Annotated in this window: 20 protein-coding genes; 9 read left to right on the top strand and 11 right to left on the bottom strand. The window is 33.2% G+C overall.

Features of this window, described 5'->3' with window-relative positions:
• Positions 1-42: 42 nt before the first annotated feature.
• The 4 genes from C8C87_RS10645 to C8C87_RS10630 form a co-directional block, all read right to left on the bottom strand.
• Complete coding sequence (locus C8C87_RS10645; RefSeq protein WP_158234592.1) at positions 43-912, bottom strand: AraC family transcriptional regulator; 870 nt, start codon at positions 910-912, stop codon at positions 43-45.
• Positions 913-1,015: 103 nt separating this feature from the next.
• Positions 1,016-1,453, bottom strand: coding sequence for a VOC family protein (locus C8C87_RS10640; RefSeq protein ID WP_121342591.1), 438 nt, complete (start codon positions 1,451-1,453; stop codon positions 1,016-1,018).
• Between the two features lie 132 nt (positions 1,454-1,585).
• On the bottom strand, positions 1,586-2,023 hold the full coding sequence (locus tag C8C87_RS10635; RefSeq protein ID WP_121342590.1) for a hypothetical protein: 438 nt from the start codon (positions 2,021-2,023) through the stop codon (positions 1,586-1,588).
• A 187-nt stretch (positions 2,024-2,210) separates the two neighbouring features.
• On the bottom strand, positions 2,211-3,092 hold the full coding sequence (locus tag C8C87_RS10630) for a hypothetical protein (RefSeq protein WP_147402369.1): 882 nt from the start codon (positions 3,090-3,092) through the stop codon (positions 2,211-2,213).
• 561 nt (positions 3,093-3,653) lie between these two features.
• On the opposite strand from C8C87_RS10630, the gene C8C87_RS10625 reads away from it, so the two are divergent.
• A complete protein-coding gene (locus C8C87_RS10625) occupies positions 3,654-4,094 on the top strand; it encodes a hypothetical protein (RefSeq protein ID WP_099714704.1) in 441 nt (146 codons plus the stop codon).
• A gap of 137 nt (positions 4,095-4,231) precedes the next feature.
• On the opposite strand, the gene C8C87_RS10620 is transcribed toward C8C87_RS10625, so the two are convergent.
• The 6 genes from C8C87_RS10620 to C8C87_RS10595 form a co-directional block, all read right to left on the bottom strand.
• Positions 4,232-5,395: a peptidylprolyl isomerase gene (locus C8C87_RS10620; RefSeq protein ID WP_121342588.1), complete on the bottom strand. Its 1,164-nt coding sequence runs from the start codon at positions 5,393-5,395 to the stop codon at positions 4,232-4,234.
• Between the two features lie 36 nt (positions 5,396-5,431).
• Positions 5,432-6,559, bottom strand: coding sequence for a peptidylprolyl isomerase (locus tag C8C87_RS10615; RefSeq protein ID WP_121342587.1), 1,128 nt, complete (start codon positions 6,557-6,559; stop codon positions 5,432-5,434).
• Between the two features lie 15 nt (positions 6,560-6,574).
• Positions 6,575-7,228 carry a gliding motility-associated peptidyl-prolyl isomerase GldI gene (gene gldI, locus C8C87_RS10610; RefSeq protein ID WP_121342586.1) on the bottom strand — a complete coding sequence of 218 codons (654 nt, stop codon included), beginning with the start codon at positions 7,226-7,228 and terminating at the stop codon, positions 6,575-6,577.
• Positions 7,229-7,231: 3 nt separating this feature from the next.
• Positions 7,232-8,236: a bifunctional oligoribonuclease/PAP phosphatase NrnA gene (locus tag C8C87_RS10605; protein WP_121342585.1), complete on the bottom strand. Its 1,005-nt coding sequence runs from the start codon at positions 8,234-8,236 to the stop codon at positions 7,232-7,234.
• 69 nt (positions 8,237-8,305) lie between these two features.
• Positions 8,306-9,562, bottom strand: coding sequence for a voltage-gated chloride channel family protein (locus tag C8C87_RS10600; RefSeq protein ID WP_121342584.1), 1,257 nt, complete (start codon positions 9,560-9,562; stop codon positions 8,306-8,308).
• Positions 9,563-9,596: 34 nt separating this feature from the next.
• Positions 9,597-10,007 (bottom strand): RidA family protein, encoded by a 411-nt coding sequence (locus C8C87_RS10595; RefSeq protein ID WP_099714710.1) that lies wholly within the window; start codon positions 10,005-10,007, stop codon positions 9,597-9,599.
• A gap of 283 nt (positions 10,008-10,290) precedes the next feature.
• Here C8C87_RS10595 and C8C87_RS10590 point away from each other — a divergent pair, with 283 nt between their 5' ends.
• Positions 10,291-10,896: a hypothetical protein gene (locus tag C8C87_RS10590; RefSeq protein ID WP_121342583.1), complete on the top strand. Its 606-nt coding sequence runs from the start codon at positions 10,291-10,293 to the stop codon at positions 10,894-10,896.
• A 119-nt stretch (positions 10,897-11,015) separates the two neighbouring features.
• A complete protein-coding gene (locus C8C87_RS10585) occupies positions 11,016-11,711 on the top strand; it encodes a hypothetical protein (RefSeq protein WP_121342582.1) in 696 nt (231 codons plus the stop codon).
• A 25-nt stretch (positions 11,712-11,736) separates the two neighbouring features.
• On the opposite strand, the gene C8C87_RS10580 is transcribed toward C8C87_RS10585, so the two are convergent.
• Positions 11,737-12,264 (bottom strand): hypothetical protein, encoded by a 528-nt coding sequence (locus C8C87_RS10580; protein WP_121342581.1) that lies wholly within the window; start codon positions 12,262-12,264, stop codon positions 11,737-11,739.
• 187 nt (positions 12,265-12,451) lie between these two features.
• Between C8C87_RS10580 and guaA the strand changes: the two genes are divergently transcribed.
• The 6 genes from guaA (at position 12,452) to yidC (ending at position 20,501) form a co-directional block, all read left to right on the top strand.
• On the top strand, positions 12,452-13,981 hold the full coding sequence (gene guaA / locus C8C87_RS10575; RefSeq protein ID WP_099714713.1) for a glutamine-hydrolyzing GMP synthase: 1,530 nt from the start codon (positions 12,452-12,454) through the stop codon (positions 13,979-13,981).
• A gap of 129 nt (positions 13,982-14,110) precedes the next feature.
• A complete protein-coding gene (locus tag C8C87_RS10570; protein ID WP_369869810.1) occupies positions 14,111-16,051 on the top strand; it encodes a LysM peptidoglycan-binding domain-containing protein in 1,941 nt (646 codons plus the stop codon).
• A complete protein-coding gene (locus C8C87_RS10565) occupies positions 16,051-16,452 on the top strand; it encodes an OsmC family protein (RefSeq protein WP_099714714.1) in 402 nt (133 codons plus the stop codon). Before C8C87_RS10570 ends, C8C87_RS10565 begins: the two co-directional genes overlap by 1 nt.
• 82 nt (positions 16,453-16,534) lie before the next feature.
• Complete coding sequence (locus C8C87_RS10560; protein ID WP_099714715.1) at positions 16,535-16,768, top strand: DUF3820 family protein; 234 nt, start codon at positions 16,535-16,537, stop codon at positions 16,766-16,768.
• A gap of 152 nt (positions 16,769-16,920) precedes the next feature.
• On the top strand, positions 16,921-18,534 hold the full coding sequence (locus tag C8C87_RS10555) for a CTP synthase (RefSeq protein ID WP_121342579.1): 1,614 nt from the start codon (positions 16,921-16,923) through the stop codon (positions 18,532-18,534).
• Between the two features lie 62 nt (positions 18,535-18,596).
• Entirely contained in the window at positions 18,597-20,501 is a 1,905-nt protein-coding gene (yidC, locus tag C8C87_RS10550) for a membrane protein insertase YidC (protein WP_121342578.1), read from the top strand.
• The last annotated feature ends 72 nt before the right edge of the window (positions 20,502-20,573 follow it).

Genomic DNA, 20,573 nt, shown 5'->3' with positions numbered 1-20,573 from the left:
TTCGATAAACTGCTTTACTGCAAAGTTCATTTACTTGACTGTTCAGCTCAAAATATTTATAGCTCTCTTTATAGTTGAGGGAGATGTTCCGAACTTTTTGCTAAAAACCCTGCTAAAATGGGAGATACTTTCAAAGCCACTTTCAAAAGCCGCATCACTGACTGATTGGACTCCGCTGGTAAGCAGGTGTTTGGCATGTTGCAATCTTTTCTCCATTAACCATTTGCCGGGAGAAGTATTATAAACCTTTACAAAATCTCTTTTAAAAGCAGATAAACTGCGATAACTTAATTTTGCAAAATCCTCCATTTTTAAATTAAAGCAAAAATTATCTTCCATAACCGATTGTAATGCTACAGTTTGTGGTGCATGGAGTAAGGAGCAGAAATAACATAATAAAGCTTCGTTTGTTTTGTTGTCTGCCAGTGTAAGAATTAGTTCTTTGAATTTAAGCTGCAATAGCGACTGGTCTGGAGGAACAACTGCATTGAAATAAGGAAGCATCGATTTAAAAAAAGAATGCACTGCTTCTGAGCTTTCTATGGGTATGATGGGATCATATTTTTTGTCAGATTGATGAAGTGCTGTTGATTTTGTTTTCAATACGTCACAAATGAATGTATCGGAAACGAAAAAAAGATAAAAGCAAAACTCTGTATCCAGAAACTGTTCTACAATTGCGGCTCCGCGTCTTATGAATACACAACTTCCGGCTTGCAAATCATAGGAGCCATGAGGAGTGTGCCAAATCTTTTTTCCCTCTGCAACATATACAATGTAATTATTATGACTCCACAGGTCCGCAAATTTATCATCAAGCCTACAGTTATAAACCGTAAAAAGAGAATCACCACAACTGAGTCTGTGGCAACGGCTGGGAGTATCTACGATATATTGGTTTAAATTATACATCTGTATAAAATTAAAAAAAAATAATGACATTTTTAATATCAAATGCAGTTCTCACAAAAAAATGTTGCGTGCCAAGTATGAACCACCGCTAAGGGTTTTTTGCTTATACTTTCCCGTTAAATTTTGGATCAAAATCCACCATCCATTCAATACCGAATTTATCTCTAAACATCCCAAAATAAGAGCCCCAAGGACTGTCACTAATTGGCACTTCAATATTTCCACCTACTGAAAGTCCGTTAAATAATTTATCAGCTTCTTCACGACTTTCTGCACTTATAGATATTTTTGACCTATTTTCATTTTCATTTACTCGACCCATGCTTTCTGGAACGTCATTGGCCATTAAAATGTTTTTGCCAATGGGCAAGGCAATGAGCATGATTTTATTCGCATCATTTTCTGCTACAGGATATTCAGGACTCGATATGTCTTTTAAACGAATAATTTTGGCGAATTCTCCACCAAATACTGATTTGTAAAAAAGGAATGCTTCCTCGGCATTGCCATTGTAGTTTACATAAGGATTAATAAGTGCCATAATTTTTATTTTTTAATTGGTTCTCTTATCTAAAATCTTTTACTCAAAATCTCTAAGGCTAGGGTGTTACGATGTAATGATGCCTAGCGTTGTAGTAGCTGTTGTGAGATGGTTTTTCTCATCATTTTCAGATTAAGTCGGATATTTTCTTACTAATCCTAATTGATAGAAAAATTGTAAGTAAATATAAATTAAAAAGGGAAATGTAATTATCGATAAAATTTTTATAAAGAGATTTTCTTTTTTATTTTTCATAACGTTTATCGACAATATTATTAGACCGATTAATATTCCACTATACATAAAAAAGTGGATCCATTCTAATCCTTCCAAATCGTGAGTTCCACCCGAATATAGCTTTATTAAAATGTCATTTGTGATTACTAAAAAAGATACAGATAAGCTTTTAAGTATAGAGCTCAGATTTTCTGAAGCAAAACAAACAATTGCTGTAAATGTTGGAATTAATATTAGAGTAAAATCAATTCCATTAGGTGGGAAAAAATGACCAATAATTCCATTTATCAACACTATGATTAACGCAATTGTTAGAGCTAAAATGTTTTTCATATTCAATTACTATTGTTTTTTTTCTGTAGTTTTGGATAAATTATCACACAACGTTCTCGCGCTACAAGCGGTTTGGGATCAAATAAGCCCAATCTTCGGATAAACACAAATTTATCTGATACAAGACCAACTTTAAATTAAGCCAAATCCCCAAATTGCTTGTAGCGTGTGTTGGCCGTTCGTTGTTTTATTTATCAATACTTATTATTTCACCATAATCATTGTATTTAAATACAGTCCTTTTTTGTATTTCGCTATTTTCGGAATTATTTTCATCAGTCTTTCTGAATAATATATAATTTGAATTATTATCTGATTTTTTAAACTTATAAATTATTTCTCCTGAAACTCCAGCTCCTGACAATTCATGGTGCGTTATCGTTTTATTTTTATAATCTATTGATGTATAATTATATGCGTCAGCACTTGGGTTACCATAATAGAATCCTGAAAAATTTGTAAAAGGTTCATTAGTCATTTCACTAAATTCTAAATCTTCATAGTCGTCTTTTTTGAATATTTTATTTTTAGAACCTCCCTTTTCATAAGTAGTTGCATATGTTAGGATAAGTTCATCTACATCGTCAAAATCTACATCTTGAAAAAAGAATGGAATATATGTATATCCGAAACCCTCTTCTTCTTTAGAAGTTCCTACTTTCTCAAATTTTGGTTTTATATATGTACAAACTTGTGTAAAACTTTCATTTTTTACAAACTCATCATCAACAACAGTTATATATTTTAGATTTTCTTGGTCAATATCTATTGTAAATTCTGGGTGTAAAACCCAGAATATTTCTTTAGTTTTAATATTTTCAAAAGTTAGAATTGCTGGACCTTTAAAGTTATTTGAAAATTGTGCTTCAATTTTTCCTCTAATTAGCCATTTTGCACTTACATTATATCCCTTAATTGGGTTTGAATATTTAATTGTAATTTCATTATTTCTCATGTCAAGATTATTTACGGTACTTTTAATTTGTTCATTAGCAGATTCCTTTTTGTTCTGTTTCGAATAAGAAGTTAAGGTTAAAAATAGAAATAAAATTAAAATTGTGTTTTTCATAATTGTTTTTCTTTTGTTAAAGAGTTTTGTTTTTTTAGTTATAAAATTGCCATAGATTCCGATTCTGAGGTACAATGACGGCTAACAAATATATAGGTCTGATTTTATCAGATCTATCACCCCAAATTTAGAGAGATAGGTCTGACGAACATAATACATTATTTTTTATCAAATATATTAAAATTTTCTTACAAATCATCAAATGGGCTTTTCATTAGCGGGGTGCTTTTTGAATTTAAATGAGACTAATTTAGTTGTTGTTGTCACTTATTTGCGTGAGGGATAAAAGTGGAAATCCTCCCGATTTTTCTTCGGGAGATTGCAGCGGATAGCCCGACCCGATTTTTTAGCGGGTCACGCCCAAATTGTGAATTTCAGAATCAATAGCAGTATTTGTTTGTCACTAATTTTAAATAAAAAAGGTAGTGGACTTTGCGAAAAACTTTGCGAACTTTGCGGTCAAATAATACGATATGAAAGGAGCATAACGCAAACTCGAAATAAACACCGAAAGCGTTGTCCGAATTGCATATTGCTTTAAAAAATAAATATAAACTACGTATGAAAATAAATCCAAAAAACGGAATTGATAAGCTCATTTTCGGAATGAAACAAAATGATGTTACCGCTATTTACGGGAAACCAGACAGGAATTACAAGGACGAGGATGATAATGTGATTTTTGCTTACAACAAACTAAAAATGCGTTTGACTTTCTATGTCGAGGAAGAATTCAAATTGGGTTATATCGTGGCATCTAGCCCGGAACTGGATTTGTTTGGGAATAAAATTATCAATAGAAAAATTAGCGAAGTCAAAAAAGATTTGGCTGCCAAAGGAATCACTAAATTCACTCAGGAAGAATTTGATACGTTTGAAAACTATTTCAATGAGGAAAACTGGATTATTTTTCAAACGGAATTTGATGAGGTAGTAAAATTTGAGATTGGTGCAATTATCAATCAAAAAGATGAATTTGATTGGAAATTTGGAAAAAAATAACAGAAAAATGGAATGCTGATGATGAGGTTAATCACCGATTCCCATTGGTCTAATCTGTACTTTTTAGCAAATAAATTATAAAAAGAAACCCGATAGATTTTGAAGTCTGTCGGGTTTTTTATTTGTGTTTTTGAAATTTATTGTTTTGGAGTTACTTGTTTTTCCAACATTTCCAATTCAAAAACAAGTGTTGTATTAGGCGGAATAACGCTGCCGGCGCCTCTTTCTCCATACGCCAGATTTGACGGGATGAAAACGACTGCTTTGTCTCCAAAGGACATGTTCTCTAGACCTTCAATAAATCCCGGAATCATACCGTCTTTTTTTCCGGCTTCAAAAGGGAATGCTTGGTATCCGTTTTGTGCGGCACGGTTTGCATCATATTTTCCGTAGCTTTTACAAACGTCTTCATAACTGCTGTCAAAAAGGGTTCCATCCTCAAAATAACCGGCATAATGAAAATAAAATGTAGTTCCGTTGGCAGGTTTTACACCTGTTCCTTTTTGTGTTATTTTGTATGCTAATCCTGATGGAGTAGTGGTTGCTGTTGCTTTTGTAGTGGCTAAATATGCTTTTTTAGCAGTAATAACCGAAGCCACTTTCTTTTGATCTTCAGATTTATTGTTGAAATAATCCGAGAACACTTTTGGGGCATCAAATTTTTTGGCTAAAACTCCTTTTTTAACGATAGTAACTTTAGTAATTACATCATTTGCAGCAATGGAGTTCACTACATTCATTCCCTCAGTAACATGACCAAAAACAGTATGTTTGCCGTCTAACCAAGGCGTTTCTTTATGGGTAATGAAAAACTGGCTTCCATTGGTAGTTGGTCCAGAATTAGCCATAGAAAGTATACCTGGTTTGTTGTGTTTTAAGTCGGTAATTTCATCCTTGAACGCGTAACCCGGTCCACCAGACCCGTTTCCAGAAGGGTCTCCTCCTTGAATCATGAAGTCTTTAATCACACGGTGAAATTTTAAACCATCAAAGAAAGGTTTTCCTTTTAGTTTTTCATTGGTTACAAAAGTATTTTTACCTTCAGCAAGCGCAATAAAGTTAGCTACGGTAACCGGAGTTTTTTTGTATTCTAATTCAAGCACAATATCTCCTTTGTTAGTGGAAATTGTTGCAAAAATTCCTTCGATTACTGCTGGTGCTTTTACTACTGGTTTTACTGCTGGTTTTACAGCAGCTTTTACTGTTGTCACAGGTTTTTTTACCGGAACAGTTTTCTTTGTAGTTTGAGAATGCAGGTTTAACATTCCCACAAATAATAAAAACAGAATTTTAAATTTCATTTTTTAAGTATTTTAAGGTCTAACTTTTTTAATCGGTTATTGTTGTGGCATTGTTTCCAATAATTCAATTTCGAAAATGATATTGGCACCCGGAGGAATTACTCCACCAGCTCCCGCTTCACCATATCCTAATCGAGATGGGATAAAAAGTATCGCTTTATCTCCAAAAGATAATTGCTCCAATCCTTCAATGAAACCAGGAATCATGCCATCTTTTCTTCCGAATTGAAAAGGGATGGGTTGGTACCCATTTTGAGCCGCTCTGTTTTCGTCGTATTTACCAAAAGTTTTAGAAACACTTTCTACACTGGCATCAAATAATTCTCCGTCTTCCAGAAAACCAGCATAGTGTATGAAAACATTGGCTCCATTAGCAGGTTTTTTGCCGCCGCCTTTCTTAGTGATTACGTATTGCAATCCTGTAGGTGTTTTTGTTGCTTTTGCTTTTAAAGTAGCAAAATAAGCAATTTTTTGCTCACGAACTTCTTTGTATTTAGCGTCGTATATTTTTTTGTTTTCAGCATCAATCGCTGCTTTTTTCTTTTGATTTTCAGATTCTACTGAAAAATAATCATTGAATGTTTTTACGGCATTAAACTTTTTGGCCGCTTCACCGTTTCTGATGATGGTTACTTTAGTAATGTAATCATTTTGTACAATCTTGTTCACAACATCCATTCCTTTGTCTACCACATGACCAAAAATAGTATGCTTTCCGTCTAACCAAGGTGTTGCAAGATGCGTGATGAAAAACTGACTGCTATTAGTTGTAGGTCCGTTATTGGCCATAGCCAAAACACCGCCTTTGTCAAATCTTAAATCTGAAAACTCGTCTTTAAATTTATAACCGGTATCTCCTGATCCTGTTCCTAAAGGATCTCCCGTTTGAATCATGAATTCCGGAATTACTCGGTGAAATTTTAATCCGTCAAAAAATGGTTTGCCTTTAAGTTTTTCATTGGTGACAAATTCATTTTTTCCTTCGGCTAAAGCCACATAGTTGGCAACGGTTATAGGTGCTTTTTCGAAATCTAATTGTACAATTATTTCCCCTTTATTGGTTTCTATTTTTGCATATAAACCATCAGGAAGATTGTTGTGCTCTTCTTTACAAGAGTAAAATGAAGCAATAACTAGGAATGCGAATAGGATCTTTTTTTTCATTTCTAAATTTAATTTTTATTGGGTTATAGTGTCTTTGGGTTTTATTACGGGTTTGGTTTCCTGCTTGGCAGGAGCAGGGATTGCTTTTAGTTGGGCTTCACTTTCTTTCTTATACACTGCTTCCGACTTGAAATCACGTAAAGTTACCGTGCAAATCAAAGGTTGATTGGTGCCAATTTTTTTGTCGTCACCATGATAGCCATATCCCATATTTGATGGGAAAAGAAAACTCACTTTTTCGTTTTTGCGCATTAATTTGATACCGTCACGCAATCCCATCATGATGTTTTGTTTGTCTACATAATAGATTTGAGGTCTTAATTCTAATTCAGAATAGATAACGGCACCTTTTAAATCTTTTATTTCGTAGTCAAAAAAAGCGACATCACCTTTTTTTGGAGTAAGGGAATCAATCTCATTTTTCGTCTGATAAGTATACCAATATCCTTTTTTGGAAGCGATATATTTTACATTGGGATTGCTTTTGATTAAAGCCTCAATCTCGGTTTCTTCACTGGCAACCAGTTTTTTATTGCGCGCGATTGATTTCTTCATAAAGCTTCCCGAAGTCTGTGAAATAGGCTTTCTAGCATCCTGATGCTGCTTACAGCTTGAAGCAATTATGGATAAAAAGAATCCAAATACGATTAACGTACTAAATTTTGACATCTATTATATTTTTAGCTTTGTTACTAAATCTTCAAATTTTCGAATCGTTTCTTCCATCGATACTTCTGATTTTCCACCGGCAGCATTACGATGTCCGCCACCATTGAAGTGATCTCTGGCAAATTGATTGACATCAAAATCGCCTTGCGAGCGGAATGAAATCTTGATGATTTTTTCTTCTTTATTTTCGATAAATATAGCAGTAAAAACGATTCCTTTTATACTTAATCCGTAGTTTACAATTCCTTCTGTATCGCCTTTTACATAATCAAAGGCATTTAACTCGTCTTGAGTAAGTGTAGTGTATGCGGTTTGATGTTCTGTTAAGACTTTCATGTTTTGAAGCGCTCTTCCCAATAACTGTAATCTTCCAAAAGAGCTGTTGTCAAATAATAAGGTTGGAATCTCCGTATTTTCAACACCTAAATCAATTAATTCAGCAATAATTCGATGGGTTGTTCCAGTTGTTTTTGGAAAACGAAAAGAACCTGAATCAGTAAGAATTCCGGTATAAATACAAGTTCCTATAGTTTTATCGATATCCTCTTTTCTTCCAAGAAATAAAATGAAGTTGTAAATCATTTCACAAGTAGATCCAAACGAGGTGTCAGAATAGGTAAATGTGGCATAATCATCTGGTTTTTGATGATGATCAATCATGATAAATGGCGCTTTTAGCTTGGCTAAAACATGCTCCATTTCACCGGTTCGGTGCAAAGCATTAAAATCTAAAGTGAAAATAAGTTCCGCTTCTTCCAGTATTTTAGTACAGTTTTCTTTGTCTTTTTCGTATATTTTTACGGTTTCTGAGCCGGGCATCCACGCCAGAAAATCAGGAAATTCATTGGGAGAAACCACTACAGGATGGTGATTGTTTTTTAATAAAAAATGATATAATCCTAAGGTAGAGCCCATAGCATCTCCATCAGGACCTCGGTGTGGGATTATTGCAATTTTTTTTGGAGTTGATAATAACAACTGTATCGCTTGAATGTCTTGTATTTTCATAGATTGCGAAATTACATTTTTTTAATGTAATGTTGAAATCATTTGTGTAATTAACAAACTTTTACAATGTCACAAAAGTTCTATATTTTTTCTTCTTACTTTTTGATACAGATGGTATTTTGCTCCTTTTACTATTTGAGCATTATAAATCCCCACTGACCCCGAAGAAAAATATGCGATAATACAAGCAATCCCAATAAAAACACCACTTTCTATCCCGAAAAGTTCCATTCCCATAACCGTACAAGCAATAGGAGTGTGGGTTGCTCCCGAAAAAACGGCTACAAATCCCATTCCTGCTAAAAGTGCTATAGGTAAAGGAACTACAACCGATAAAGCGCTCCCCAATGTGGCACCAACGAAAAATAGCGGAGTCACTTCGCCACCTTTGAATCCTGCGCCGAGTGTGAATCCTGTGAATAGTATTTTTAAAATAAAATCATACGAAGCATTTGGATTAGAAAAGGAATCAACAATCTCCGGAATTCCTAAGCCGATGTATTTTGTAGTTCCAATGCAGTAAATGGTAACCGCAAGAATTATTCCTCCAATGAAAGGTCGAAGCGGAGGAAAGGATATGGTTTTTGAAAATAAATGACCCCAAAAATGGGTGCTTCGAGAAAATAACATAGCTGCTAAACCAAAAAGAATACTGACTGGAATTATCCAAAATAAGGTGGTAAAACTCATTTCGGGGATAATTGGAATACTATAATGGGTATGTTTTATGTGCCAAAACTCAACAGTGAAATAAGCGATGTATGCTGTCAAAAAGGACGATGGAATGCTTTTGTAACTGATTTTGCTAAAATAAAGAACCTCCAAAGCAAACAAGGCTCCAGCCAAAGGTGTTCCAAAAACGGAAGCAAAACCTGCACTTATTCCCAGAATGATTAATGTCTTTCTGTCTGCAGTATCAAGTTTGAAGATGCTTGTAAATTGATCGGCGATGGCGCCACCCATTTGTACTGCGGTTCCTTCACGACCCGCTGAACCTCCAAAAAGATGCGTGATTAAGGTGCCAAAAAGTACTAATGGAGCCATTTTTAAAGGAATTATTTTTTGAGGATTCTCGTATTCTTCCAGCAATAAATTATTGCCTTTAACTATAGATTTACCCCAATAATAATAGAGCAATCCAATTATGAGTCCGCCTATTGGCAAAAGCCAAATTATCCAGTTGTTGTGTTCCCTATATTGTGTAACCCAATCCAATGCCACTAAAAAAAAGGCAGATGCCGATCCAGAAAAAATGCCTGTCAATACACAAATGAGAATCCATTTGAGTGTGACAAGCATTACTTTTTTAGTGTTTTCTAAATTCATTACATTAATTGGAGAAGTATTTTTTACAAAAGTATTATAATCCTTCTTGAATTAATGGTTTTTCAGAAGCTATAGCTGTAAATTCGATTTCAACTAAATATTCAGGTGCTACGAGTTGATTAATTCCGTAGAAACCAGTGGTTGGTTTTATGTCTTTAAAAAACTTGGCATGAGCAGTTGCAACAGCTTCAAATGTAGAAACGTCAGTAGTAAATATGCGGGTACGAATGACATCTTTCATGCTTACATTCAGGTCTTCCAAAACTTTTTCTACGCGCTCTAAAATGTTTAGTGTTTGGGCATGAGCATCGTCAGCTTTTACTTTTTCACCATCAACAATGGCTACCGTTCCTGATACTTCAATGATGTTTCCAATGCGTACTGCACGGCAATATCCCATTTTATCTTCCCAAGGTGAACCTGTCAATATGTTTTCTCTTTTCATTTTAATTGTGTTTAGGTATTATTTACATTGTTTAAATGCAATTTTTGGTGTGGCATAATATTTGCAATTTATAAAAAATACTGAAATGAAAAACAGTAATTTTTAATTAAAAACTTCAATTTTTGCTGAGAATTGTTAGAATATTTTAGGTTCTAAAAGGCAATAAATTTAAAAATTGAATGTTATAAATGAAAGTTAAATTATGCCATAATTAGTCATTTTATATGATTAGTTTTTTATTTTTAAAATTTTACAAGCACTGATAAATTAATTTAAAAAAGTTATGAAAAGGATTTTATTTTTAATGATTGCAATAAGTATGTCTTTAAGTGGATATGCTCAGAATGAATTTAGTTCAAAATTTACGCCTATTCCACTCAAAAATAATGCCCCTAAAATTAAAAAAGAAACTCCGCCAAAAGCAGATTTACCAAAAATTATCAGTCAAAAAGTTATAAAGAAACAGGATGTCTCTCTTGATGTACCAAAAATTAATTTTATAAACCCTGATAAAATTACTAAAAAACCAGAAAAATTAGATGTTATTAATTATAAGAGAAACCAAAATTTAGGGAGTTTTAAAACGGGTTCTCTTACAGCAAAAGTAAGATATCGCGATGCCGCTTATGTTGATGGGGATAAGATTAGAGTGTATTTAAACGATAAGGTAATAGATTACGAGGTCGTTTTGGATGGAGATTTTAAAGGTTTTGAGATAAAATTAGAAAAAGGAATTAATAAGATTGATTTTGAGGCATTAAACGAAGGATTTGCACCTCCTAATACAGCAGAATTCCAAGTGTATGATGATAAAGGAAGTATTATTTCTGCTAGTCAATGGAATCTTGGGACAGATTTCAAAGGAACCTTGATATTGATGAAAGATTAGGAATGTTCTTTTTTAAATTCGATAAATAAATAAAATTAATTTATATTATTTTTGTTGTTTGAACATTGTTTTTAGTTTTAAATTTTTAATAAATATTGATTTATCAATATTCCCTTGATATGAAACAGATTCTTTTTTTTATAATAATTAGTATTGGTATTTCTTCAAAAAGCTATAGTCAGATTGAATTTAGTAAAAAATTTAAAGCAATCCCACTTAAAAATAATGCACCTAAAATTAAAAAAGTAGTTCCTCCTGAGACTGAGATACCGCCAATTTATACTCCAAATGTTTTTAAAAGTCCTGAAATTAAAACACCTAGTTCAGTATTGAAAATTGGAGAAGCAAACACTATAAACATGACTCCAAAAAATGATTTTGCTAATCCAGGAGATGTTTATATGGATAAAATGGAAAAGGATTTAGATAAAACATTAGTTAAAGAGGGTTTGAAAGAAGATTCTAGACTTTTAGTTAAAATTGATGTCAATTTTGGAGAAATTAGAACTAAATCAAAATACTTTGTAATCAAATTTCGTGATTTTGGACAGATTGATGGAGATTTAGCCAGAGCATCACTTAATGGAGCTGTTATAGAAGATAGATTGGTAATGAAAGAAAATTTTCAGGAATTTAAAATATTTTTTATAGAAGGAATAAATACATTTGTAATTGAAGCTCTTAATAAAGGTTTATTAGGAGGAAATACAGCTGAATTCCAGATTTATGATGCTGAAGGAAAATTTATTAAATCTGATTATTGGGCAAATTGGGATGCAGGAGTAAAAGGGAAGTTTCTAATTATTAAAGAATAAAGAGCATTTTAGTACCGCTGATTTCTTAAAACGGATCAGCGGTAACTTTGAACTTCATATCAGATTTTACAGTAATGTCTTTCGTTAGCGATTCCTTAATAACTGCTTTAGTTCTTATTTTATAGGATGAGGCTTTGATGTATTTATCTAGTTTTTGTTTAGTGCAAATTAGATTTATTGTTTTTGAAGTTGAATTGATTTCATCCAAATAAGCCAATTCTATTTCGTCATTAGCATCTGTAGAGATGTATAAATGAATTGATTTTAAGAAACTGAATGTTTTGTCAGTGGGATCAGTTATAGTCAATTTTAATTCACTCAATTTTACATCTTTCACTAAATCAGCATTGGTATTATTGTTTTCAAAAGTGGAGCTTGAGTTTGTAGTAACATCTGGAGTGATTACTTCAGTGGCGAGGTTAAGAGGGAATCCACTTTCAATTTTAAAAGATGTTTGATTGTCTATTGTAAAAGTCAATAAATCATCAACTACATTACATGAAGTAATTAAAAGAGCTACTGTTACTATTGATGCATAAATTTTTGTTCTCATCGAAATGTTGTTTTATTTTAAATTAATTTTTTAGAATGTATAATTTCACTTACGAAAACTATATTGTTTAGGTTTTTTATAGGATTATTTAATTTGATTTTAAAGCAATAATTGAAATGTGACAAATAAAAAGAATTTTTTTCAAAAATCAATTTTTCAATTCAAAATATAAAAAGTATTTTTGCGCATGCAACACAACGTACTTATTTTAGATTTCGGATCGCAATATACACAGCTTATTGCGCGTAGAGTTCGCGAATTAAATATATTCTGCGAAATTTTCCCTTACAATCATTTTCCGAGTGATTTATCATCTTATAAAGCAGTAATTCTTGGAGGAAGCCCTTTTTCTGTTAGAGGAGAAGATGCGCCACATCCTGATTTATCTCAAATTAGAGGAAAACTACCTTTGTTAGCCGTTTGTTACGGAGCACAATATTTATCTCATTTTAGTGGAGGTGAAGTAGCAGCTTCGAATACTAGGGAATATGGTAGAGCTAATTTGTCTTTCATAAAAGAGAATGAAGTTTTCTTTGAAGGTGTTTCTGAGAACAGCCAAGTTTGGATGAGCCATAGTGATAGTATTAAGGCTTTGCCAACTGATGGTGTGAAAATTGCAAGCACACATGATGTGGAATTTGCAGCGTACAGAATTGAAGGAGAAACCACTTATGCAATTCAATACCACCCTGAAGTTTTCCACTCAACAGATGGATCAAAAATGCTGGAGAACTTTTTAGTAAAAATTGCAGAAGTTCCTCAAAATTTTACGCCAAATGCTTTTGTTGAAGAAATGGTAGCGGAATTAAAAGAAAAATTACAAGACGATAAAGTAGTTCTTGGTCTTTCTGGAGGAGTAGATTCTACTGTAGCGGCGGTTTTATTAAACCAAGCTATTGGGAAAAATTTATACTGCATTTTTGTAAATAATGGTTTGCTTCGTAAAAACGAATTCCAAAACGTATTAGACCAATACAAAGGAATGGGTTTAAACGTAAAAGGAGTAGATGCCGGAGATCGTTTCTTATCTGAATTAGCAGGTGTAAGTGACCCGGAAACCAAACGTAAAATTATTGGACGTGTATTTATCGAGGTTTTCGATGATGAATCACACCTTATAGAAGATGTAAAATGGTTAGCACAAGGAACAATTTATCCTGACGTTATTGAATCAGTTTCGGTAAAAGGACCTTCGGCGACTATTAAATCACACCATAATGTAGGAGGTTTACCTGATTACATGAAATTAAAAATTGTGGAGCCTTTGCGTATGCTTTTTAAAGATGAAGTGCGTAGAGTAGGAGCTTCATTAGGAATTGACCCAGAATTATTAGGAAGACACCCTTTCCCAGGGCCAGGATTGTCCATTAGAATTTTAGGAGATATCACGCCGGAGAAAGTTAGAATTTTACAAGAAGTAGATTCTGTTTTTATCGAAGGATTGAAATCTTGGGGATTATACGACAAAGTTTGGCAAGCAGGAGCAATTTTGCTTCCGGTTAATAGTGTAGGTGTAATGGGCGATGAGCGTACGTATGAAAAAGTGATTGCGCTTCGTGCAGTAGAATCTACGGATGGTATGACTGCTGACTGGGTACATTTACCGTATGATTTCTTGATGAAAGTATCTAATGATATCATCAATAAAGTAAAAGGAGTCAATAGAGTGGTGTATGACATTAGTTCAAAACCGCCAGCAACTATTGAGTGGGAATAATAATTTAGATTGTAATCTAATCTATTGAACATCATTGTTTTTAATGTTCTCTATAAAACGGTATCAGATTTTTGGAATAAAATTTGATACCGTTCCGTTATTAATAATTGAATAATTTTATAAATAAAAATGATGAAATATTTTTTTGCGATTTGTATAACGGCTTTGTTTTTTAATTACAGTGTTTTTTCACAAGAAAAAACTACTACACATAAAGTAGAGAAAGGAGAGACAATCAGTCAGATTGCAATAAAGTACAACGTTACTCCGTATGATATTTACCAATTAAATCCAGATGCACAAAGTGGATTGAAACCCAATAGTGTTTTACTGATTCCAAAAAACAACGGAAAACAAAAAGTAGCGGTTCAAACTAAGTCAGTTGCGAAAACGGTAACTCATGAAGTAGCACCAAAAGAAACTTTGTATGGAATCGAAAAAAAATATGGTGTTTCTGACGAAGCGTTAAAACAAGCAAATCCCTTTTTGGAAAAAGATGGATTACAAATTGGGCAAACCCTTACTATTCCTTCTGGCATTGGACAAAAAAATACTACTCCAGTGCAAGCAAAAGTTGTATATCATGATGTTCTTCCGAAAGAAACCAAATATTCTATTGCTAAAAAATATGGCATTACCATTGAAGAATTGGAGAAAAAAAATCCTGAAATAGTTTCGAATTTGCCTGTTGGGTATAAATTAATTATCAAAGGAAATGCTCCAAAAGTAGATAAAACTGCACCGACGGTTGAAGTTAAAAAAGAAATTGTAAAAGCCAGTCCTGAAAAAGTTTCTACTGCAGTCAATTATTTGAATTATACGGTAAAACCAAAAGAAACCTTGTATAGTTTATCAAAAATGGCAGGAATGAGTCAGGAAGGATTAATTGCTCTTAATCCTGCTTTATCTCAAGGTGTTGTGGAAGGTATGATTTTGAAATTTCCGGCAACGATTAGTATCCCACAAGAAACTAAAAAAGAATACGCTGTAATCTCAAAGAAAAGTAACGGTAGAAAGAAATTAGTGTTGCTTTTACCTTTCAATATTTCAAAAATTGAAGGCGATACGGTCAATTCGACTGCAATGCGCTTGAAAAAAGACAAATTCTTGAACATGACTTTAGATTTTTATGCAGGAGCTTTGGTGGCGATTGATTCGGCTAAACAACTAGGACTTGCTATAGATGTGAGTGTTTTTGATTCTCAAGAAACTAAAAATACCTCTAATGTTGCTGGAATAATCAAAGAAAATAATCTGGAAAATTCAGATGCTATCATTGGACCTTTCTATCAAAATAATGTGGAGAAAACAGCTGAACTATTAAATGCAAATCAAGTGCCGGTGATTTCTCCTTTATCAAAAGATACAGGTAATTCGTTTAGCAATATGCTTCAAACCATTCCTACTGCCACAGCAGTTAAAAATGCGATGTTCGATTTCATGAGAGCAAAAAATGGGAATATTATAGCGGTAGTGGATAAGAAAAAAGAATCGGTTATACAGTATATTAAAGAGAATCATAAAGATGTAAAATTTTCAACGCTTACTGCAAATGGTGGTGTATCTGCTGAAAATTTGAAAAGTTTATTTGTAAAAGACAGAATAAACTATGTGGTGATGGAAACTGGAAACACCGGAATGATTAAATCAACAATGGCGACTATGTTAGGTGCTATGGCTGCTTATAAAGTGCAATTGGTTATTTTGGAACCAAATGAAACATTAGATACTGATGAGATTAGTTTTGTGAATTTAACAAAATTGAAATTAATGTATCCTTCTGTTACTCGTGAAAACGAATCTCCTGAAGCTTTAGTTTTCGAAAAAGAATTTAAAAAGAAAAACAAAATTTATCCTAGTGCATTTGCAACTCGAGGTTTTGATATTACTTTTGATACCATGATGCGATTGTCACAAGACAAGAAATATCAAGAAACGATAGAAACTACAGCTACGGAGCAAGTTGATAATAAGTTCGAATTTTACAAAAAAGAAGATGGTGGCTATATTAATAAAGGAGTGTATATCTTATATTATGACACTGATTTAACTATAAAACAAGCAAACTAATGACATCAAAAGTGACATATTTAGGGGATTTAAGAACCTCTTCCATTCATTTGCAATCAGGAAATGAAATTATTTCAGATGCTCCAGTAGACAATAATGGGAAAGGCGAGGCTTTTTCTCCAACGGATACCGTAGCCAATGCTTTGGCAAGTTGTATGATGACAGTTATGGGAATAAAAGCACGTGATTTAGAAGTTGATTTGAAAGGCTCCACTGCTGAAGTTACTAAAATCATGAATGCCGAACCAAGACGCATTGGTGCAATCGAAATTACATTTGAAATGTATGGAGAAGCGGATCAAAAGAATAAAACCATTCTGGAAAGAGTCGCCATGACTTGTCCTGTTTTTTTGAGTTTAAATAGTGAAATCGAAAAGCGTATTATTTTTAACTGGAAATAAAGAGATTTGAGGAGCAAGAGATAAGAAACAAGAAGTATTATACTTCTTATTTCTTATCTCTTGCTTCTTTTTTATTAAAAAAATGGATCAAAATCAAAAACAACTCATCAAACTTGCTCATACTAAAATGCCTTTTGGTAAATACGAAGGAAAGTATCTTATTGACTTGCCTGAATATTATGTGGTTTGGTACAGCAATAAAGGATTTCCGAAAGGCGAGTTAGGGCAGCAGCTTCAACTGATTTATGAGCTAAAATTGAACGGATTAGAGGAATTGATACGAAATATTAAAAAAAGATACCCGAAACCACTTTAATTTATGAATTCAATAATGTTCTGAATTTTAAATTAGAACGTTTACCAATTCTTAAATTTCCAAATTATCTCATTTTCAAATTAGCTTTTTCTCAATTTATAATTGTATTTTTGCCAAGTTTTTTACACAACTACAACACAAACAACAACAGAATGAATCAAACGAAATATATTTTTGTCACTGGCGGTGTGACTTCTTCTCTGGGGAAAGGAATCATAGCAGCATCTTTGGCAAAATTGTTACAAGCCAGAGGGTATCGTACAACTATCCAAAAGTTTGACCCTTATATTAATGTAGATCCAGGAACATTAAATCCTTATGAACATGGGGAATGTTATGTTACTGATGATGGCGCAGAAACAGATTTAGATTTAGGACATTACGAGCGTTTCTTGAATGTTCCTACTTCTCAGGCGAATAATGTTACTACTGGAAGAATTTATCTTTCGGTGATTGAAAAAGAAAGAAGAGGAGAATTTCTTGGTAAAACGGTACAAGTAGTACCTCATATTACCAATGAAATTAAAGATAGAATGCAATTGCTTGGTAAATCAGGTGATTATGATATTGTAATTACGGAGATTGGTGGAACAGTAGGAGATATTGAGTCTTTGCCTTACATAGAATCCGTTCGTCAATTGGTTTGGGAATTAGGAGAACACAACGGAATTGTGATTCATCTTACTTTGGTGCCTTATTTGGCTGCCGCAGGAGAATTGAAAACAAAACCAACACAACATTCCGTTAAAACTTTGATGGAAAGCGGTATTAAAGCGGACATTTTAGTTTGTAGAACAGAGCATGAAATTTCTGAAGAACTAAGAAATAAATTGGCCTTATTCTGTAATGTAAAAAGAGAAGCTGTTATTCAGTCTATTGATGCTTCAACTATTTATGAAGTACCAAATTTAATGCTGGAAGAAGGACTTGATGTAGTTGCATTAAAGAAACTAGATTTACCTAAAAAAGCGGCTCCGGATTTGAAAAACTGGAATACTTTTTTACGCAGATTGAAGCATCCAAAGCATGTTGTAAACATTGGTTTGATTGGTAAATATGTTGAAATGCAAGATTGTTACAAATCTATTTTGGAAGCATTCATTCACTCAGGTGCAGCAAATGAAACCAAAGTAAATGTGATTTCTATTCATTCAGAACACATTGACGCAACAAACATAAACGAGAAATTAGCCGGGTTAGACGGAATTCTTGTTGCTCCTGGTTTTGGAGAAAGAGGAATTGAAGGAAAAATCGAAGCAGTTCGTTATGCCCGTGAAAATAAAGTACCGTTTTTCGGAATTTGTTTGGGGATGCAGATGGCAATTATCGAATATTCAAGAAATATTGTAGGATATGCTGATGCAAATTCTACTGAAATGAACGAGCATACTTCCCATCCGGTTGTAAACCTTATGGAAGAGCAAAAAACGATTACTGATAAGGGAGGAACAATGCGTCTTGGTGCATGGAAATGTGATATCAAACAAGATTCATTGGCATATAAAATTTACGGAAAAGAGACTATTTCGGAACGTCACCGTCACCGTTATGAGTACAACAGTAATTATGTAGCGCAATTGCAAAATGCAGGATTAATAGCTTCGGGTGTGAATCCAGATACAGGATTGGTTGAGATTATAGAAATAGAAAATCATCCATTTTTCATTGGGGTACAATACCATCCGGAATACAAAAGTACGGTAGCGAATCCGCATCCTATTTTTGTGAATTTTGTAGCAGCAGCGGTTCAGGCAAAGAAAAAATAACTGGAAATGATTTGGTTCCAATAAACGGTACACTTTAAACTTTTAAACTTTTTTTAATTATAATGGAACAAAAAAAATTTGATATCAATTCGATTATAGGTTTTGCATTAATTTTTGGTATTTTGGTTTGGATTATGTACCAAAATCAGCCAGATCCTAAAGTGGTTGCAGCTGAGAAAGCCCAAAAAGAGCTTGCAATTAAGCAGGCTAAAGCCAAAGAATTAGAGGCGAAAACTGTTGCAAAAGCTACTATTGCCGTTGCAGCAACCGGAGATTCTACACAATTGGCCCAATTGCAAAAAACATTAGGGAATTTTGCTTATTCTGCTACGCTTCCTTCAGCTACAGCTGGTTTTACAACTATTGAAAACGAATTGGTTAAATTAAAAATTGCCAATAAAGGTGGATATATTGTTGAAGCCACTTTGAAAAAGTTTGAAAAATTCAAGAAAGGTTCCGGGCAATTAGTTGAATTGATAAAAGACAATAATGCTAATTTAAATGTACAATTGCTAACCAGCGATAACCGTACTTTAAATTCTAAAGACTTGTATTTTGAGCCTACTTTGACAAAAGTTGGAGCAGATCAAGTGTTGTCCATGAAATTAAAAGCGGGAGCTAATGAATTCTTGGAATACAAATACATATTAAAACCAAACGATTACATGATTGGTTTTGATATTCGTTCTCAAGGATTGAACAAAGTTTTAAATACAGCTAAACCGTTGGATTTAGAATGGAACTTGAAAACCTTTAGAAATGAGAAAAGTGTATCTTACGAAAACCGTTATACTGAAATTTATTTTGAGCATAAAGAAGGAAAAGTTGATTACGCAGGTTTAGGTCAATCAGAAGAATCAGATCTTGAAAAAGCAACTTTTGTAGCTTTCAAACAGCACTTTTTCTCAACGATACTATTGTCAAAAACTCCTTTCGAAACTGCTAAAGTGAAGTCTGATAATTTGGTAAAAGATGATAAAATCGATACCACTTTTACGAAACAATTTAAAGCAAATATCCCATTAGCTTTTGAAAATGGAGAATTAGATCATAAAATGAGTTGGTACTTTGGTCCAACAGATTACAAGACTTTAAGTCATTATGATAAAAATTTAGAAAAAATCATCTCATTAGGTTGGGGAATTTTCGGATGGATCAATAAAATTATTTTTATTCCATTATTCGGATTTTTAAGTACTTATATAGCTTACGGAATTGCTATTATTATTTTTACAATAATTATAAAATTAGCAATGTCGCCTATTACATTCAAATCTTTCTTGTCACAAGCCAAGATGAAAGTATTGCGACCTGAGATTACTGAATTGGGAGAAAAATTCAAAAAAGACCCAATGAAGAAACAACAGGAAACTATGAAATTGTACAATAAAGCAGGAGTAAATCCTATGGCAGGATGTATTCCAGCCTTGATTCAGCTTCCTTTTATGTATGCTTCGTTTCAGTTTTTTCCATCAGCTTTTGAGTTAAGACAAAAGAGCTTCCTTTGGGCAGATGATTTATCTTCTTTTGATGAAATAATACGTTTGCCTTTCTATATTCCTTTTTACGGAAATCACATCAGTTTGTTTCCAGTGCTTGCCTCGATTGCTATTTTCTTCTATATGAAAATGACTTCTGGTGACCAACAAATGGCGGCTCCACAACAAGAAGGAATGCCGGATATGGCGAAAATGATGAAAATCATGATTTATGTATCGCCAATCATGATGTTATTTTTCTTCAACAGTTATGGTGCGGGATTGAGTTTGTATAACTTTATTTCGAATCTAATTACTATTGGGATTATGATTGTCATCAAAAGATACTTTATCGATAGTGATAAGATTCATGCTCAAATTCAAGAAAACAAATTGAAAGAGCCCAAAAAACAAGGTAAATTCCAGAAAAAATTACAAGAAGTTATGGAACAAGCCGAAGCTCAAAAAGCACAACAAAAGAAAAAGTAATAAATAAAAAAATCTCGATATATTTCGGGATTTTTTTATTTATATATAATTTAAGCGATCCAAATTCGTTAT

This window comes from Flavobacterium sp. 120, assembly GCF_003633605.1.
GTDB lineage: Bacteria > Bacteroidota > Bacteroidia > Flavobacteriales > Flavobacteriaceae > Flavobacterium > Flavobacterium algoritolerans.
The sequence above is the reverse complement of the archived record's forward strand: the minus strand, read 5'-3'. Positions and strand labels throughout refer to the sequence as shown.

Coding starts and splice junctions, on each gene's coding strand:
- C8C87_RS10645 (WP_158234592.1), bottom strand. CDS start 912: ATGTATAATTTAAACCAATATATCGTAGATACTCCCAGCCGTTGCCAC.
- C8C87_RS10600 (WP_121342584.1), bottom strand. CDS start 9,562: ATGAATTTAGAAAACACTAAAAAAGTAATGCTTGTCACACTCAAATGG.
- C8C87_RS10640 (WP_121342591.1), bottom strand. CDS start 1,453: ATGGCACTTATTAATCCTTATGTAAACTACAATGGCAATGCCGAGGAA.
- C8C87_RS10605 (WP_121342585.1), bottom strand. CDS start 8,236: ATGAAAATACAAGACATTCAAGCGATACAGTTGTTATTATCAACTCCA.
- C8C87_RS10580 (WP_121342581.1), bottom strand. CDS start 12,264: ATGAGAACAAAAATTTATGCATCAATAGTAACAGTAGCTCTTTTAATT.
- yidC (WP_121342578.1), top strand. CDS start 18,597: ATGGAACAAAAAAAATTTGATATCAATTCGATTATAGGTTTTGCATTA.
- C8C87_RS10595 (WP_099714710.1), bottom strand. CDS start 10,007: ATGAAAAGAGAAAACATATTGACAGGTTCACCTTGGGAAGATAAAATG.
- C8C87_RS10570 (WP_369869810.1), top strand. CDS start 14,111: ATGATGAAATATTTTTTTGCGATTTGTATAACGGCTTTGTTTTTTAAT.
- C8C87_RS10615 (WP_121342587.1), bottom strand. CDS start 6,559: ATGAAAAAAAAGATCCTATTCGCATTCCTAGTTATTGCTTCATTTTAC.
- C8C87_RS10630 (WP_147402369.1), bottom strand. CDS start 3,092: ATGAAAAACACAATTTTAATTTTATTTCTATTTTTAACCTTAACTTCT.
- C8C87_RS10565 (WP_099714714.1), top strand. CDS start 16,051: ATGACATCAAAAGTGACATATTTAGGGGATTTAAGAACCTCTTCCATT.
- C8C87_RS10560 (WP_099714715.1), top strand. CDS start 16,535: ATGGATCAAAATCAAAAACAACTCATCAAACTTGCTCATACTAAAATG.
- C8C87_RS10585 (WP_121342582.1), top strand. CDS start 11,016: ATGAAACAGATTCTTTTTTTTATAATAATTAGTATTGGTATTTCTTCA.
- gldI (WP_121342586.1), bottom strand. CDS start 7,228: ATGTCAAAATTTAGTACGTTAATCGTATTTGGATTCTTTTTATCCATA.
- C8C87_RS10590 (WP_121342583.1), top strand. CDS start 10,291: ATGAAAAGGATTTTATTTTTAATGATTGCAATAAGTATGTCTTTAAGT.
- guaA (WP_099714713.1), top strand. CDS start 12,452: ATGCAACACAACGTACTTATTTTAGATTTCGGATCGCAATATACACAG.
- C8C87_RS10625 (WP_099714704.1), top strand. CDS start 3,654: ATGAAAATAAATCCAAAAAACGGAATTGATAAGCTCATTTTCGGAATG.
- C8C87_RS10620 (WP_121342588.1), bottom strand. CDS start 5,395: ATGAAATTTAAAATTCTGTTTTTATTATTTGTGGGAATGTTAAACCTG.
- C8C87_RS10555 (WP_121342579.1), top strand. CDS start 16,921: ATGAATCAAACGAAATATATTTTTGTCACTGGCGGTGTGACTTCTTCT.
- C8C87_RS10635 (WP_121342590.1), bottom strand. CDS start 2,023: ATGAAAAACATTTTAGCTCTAACAATTGCGTTAATCATAGTGTTGATA.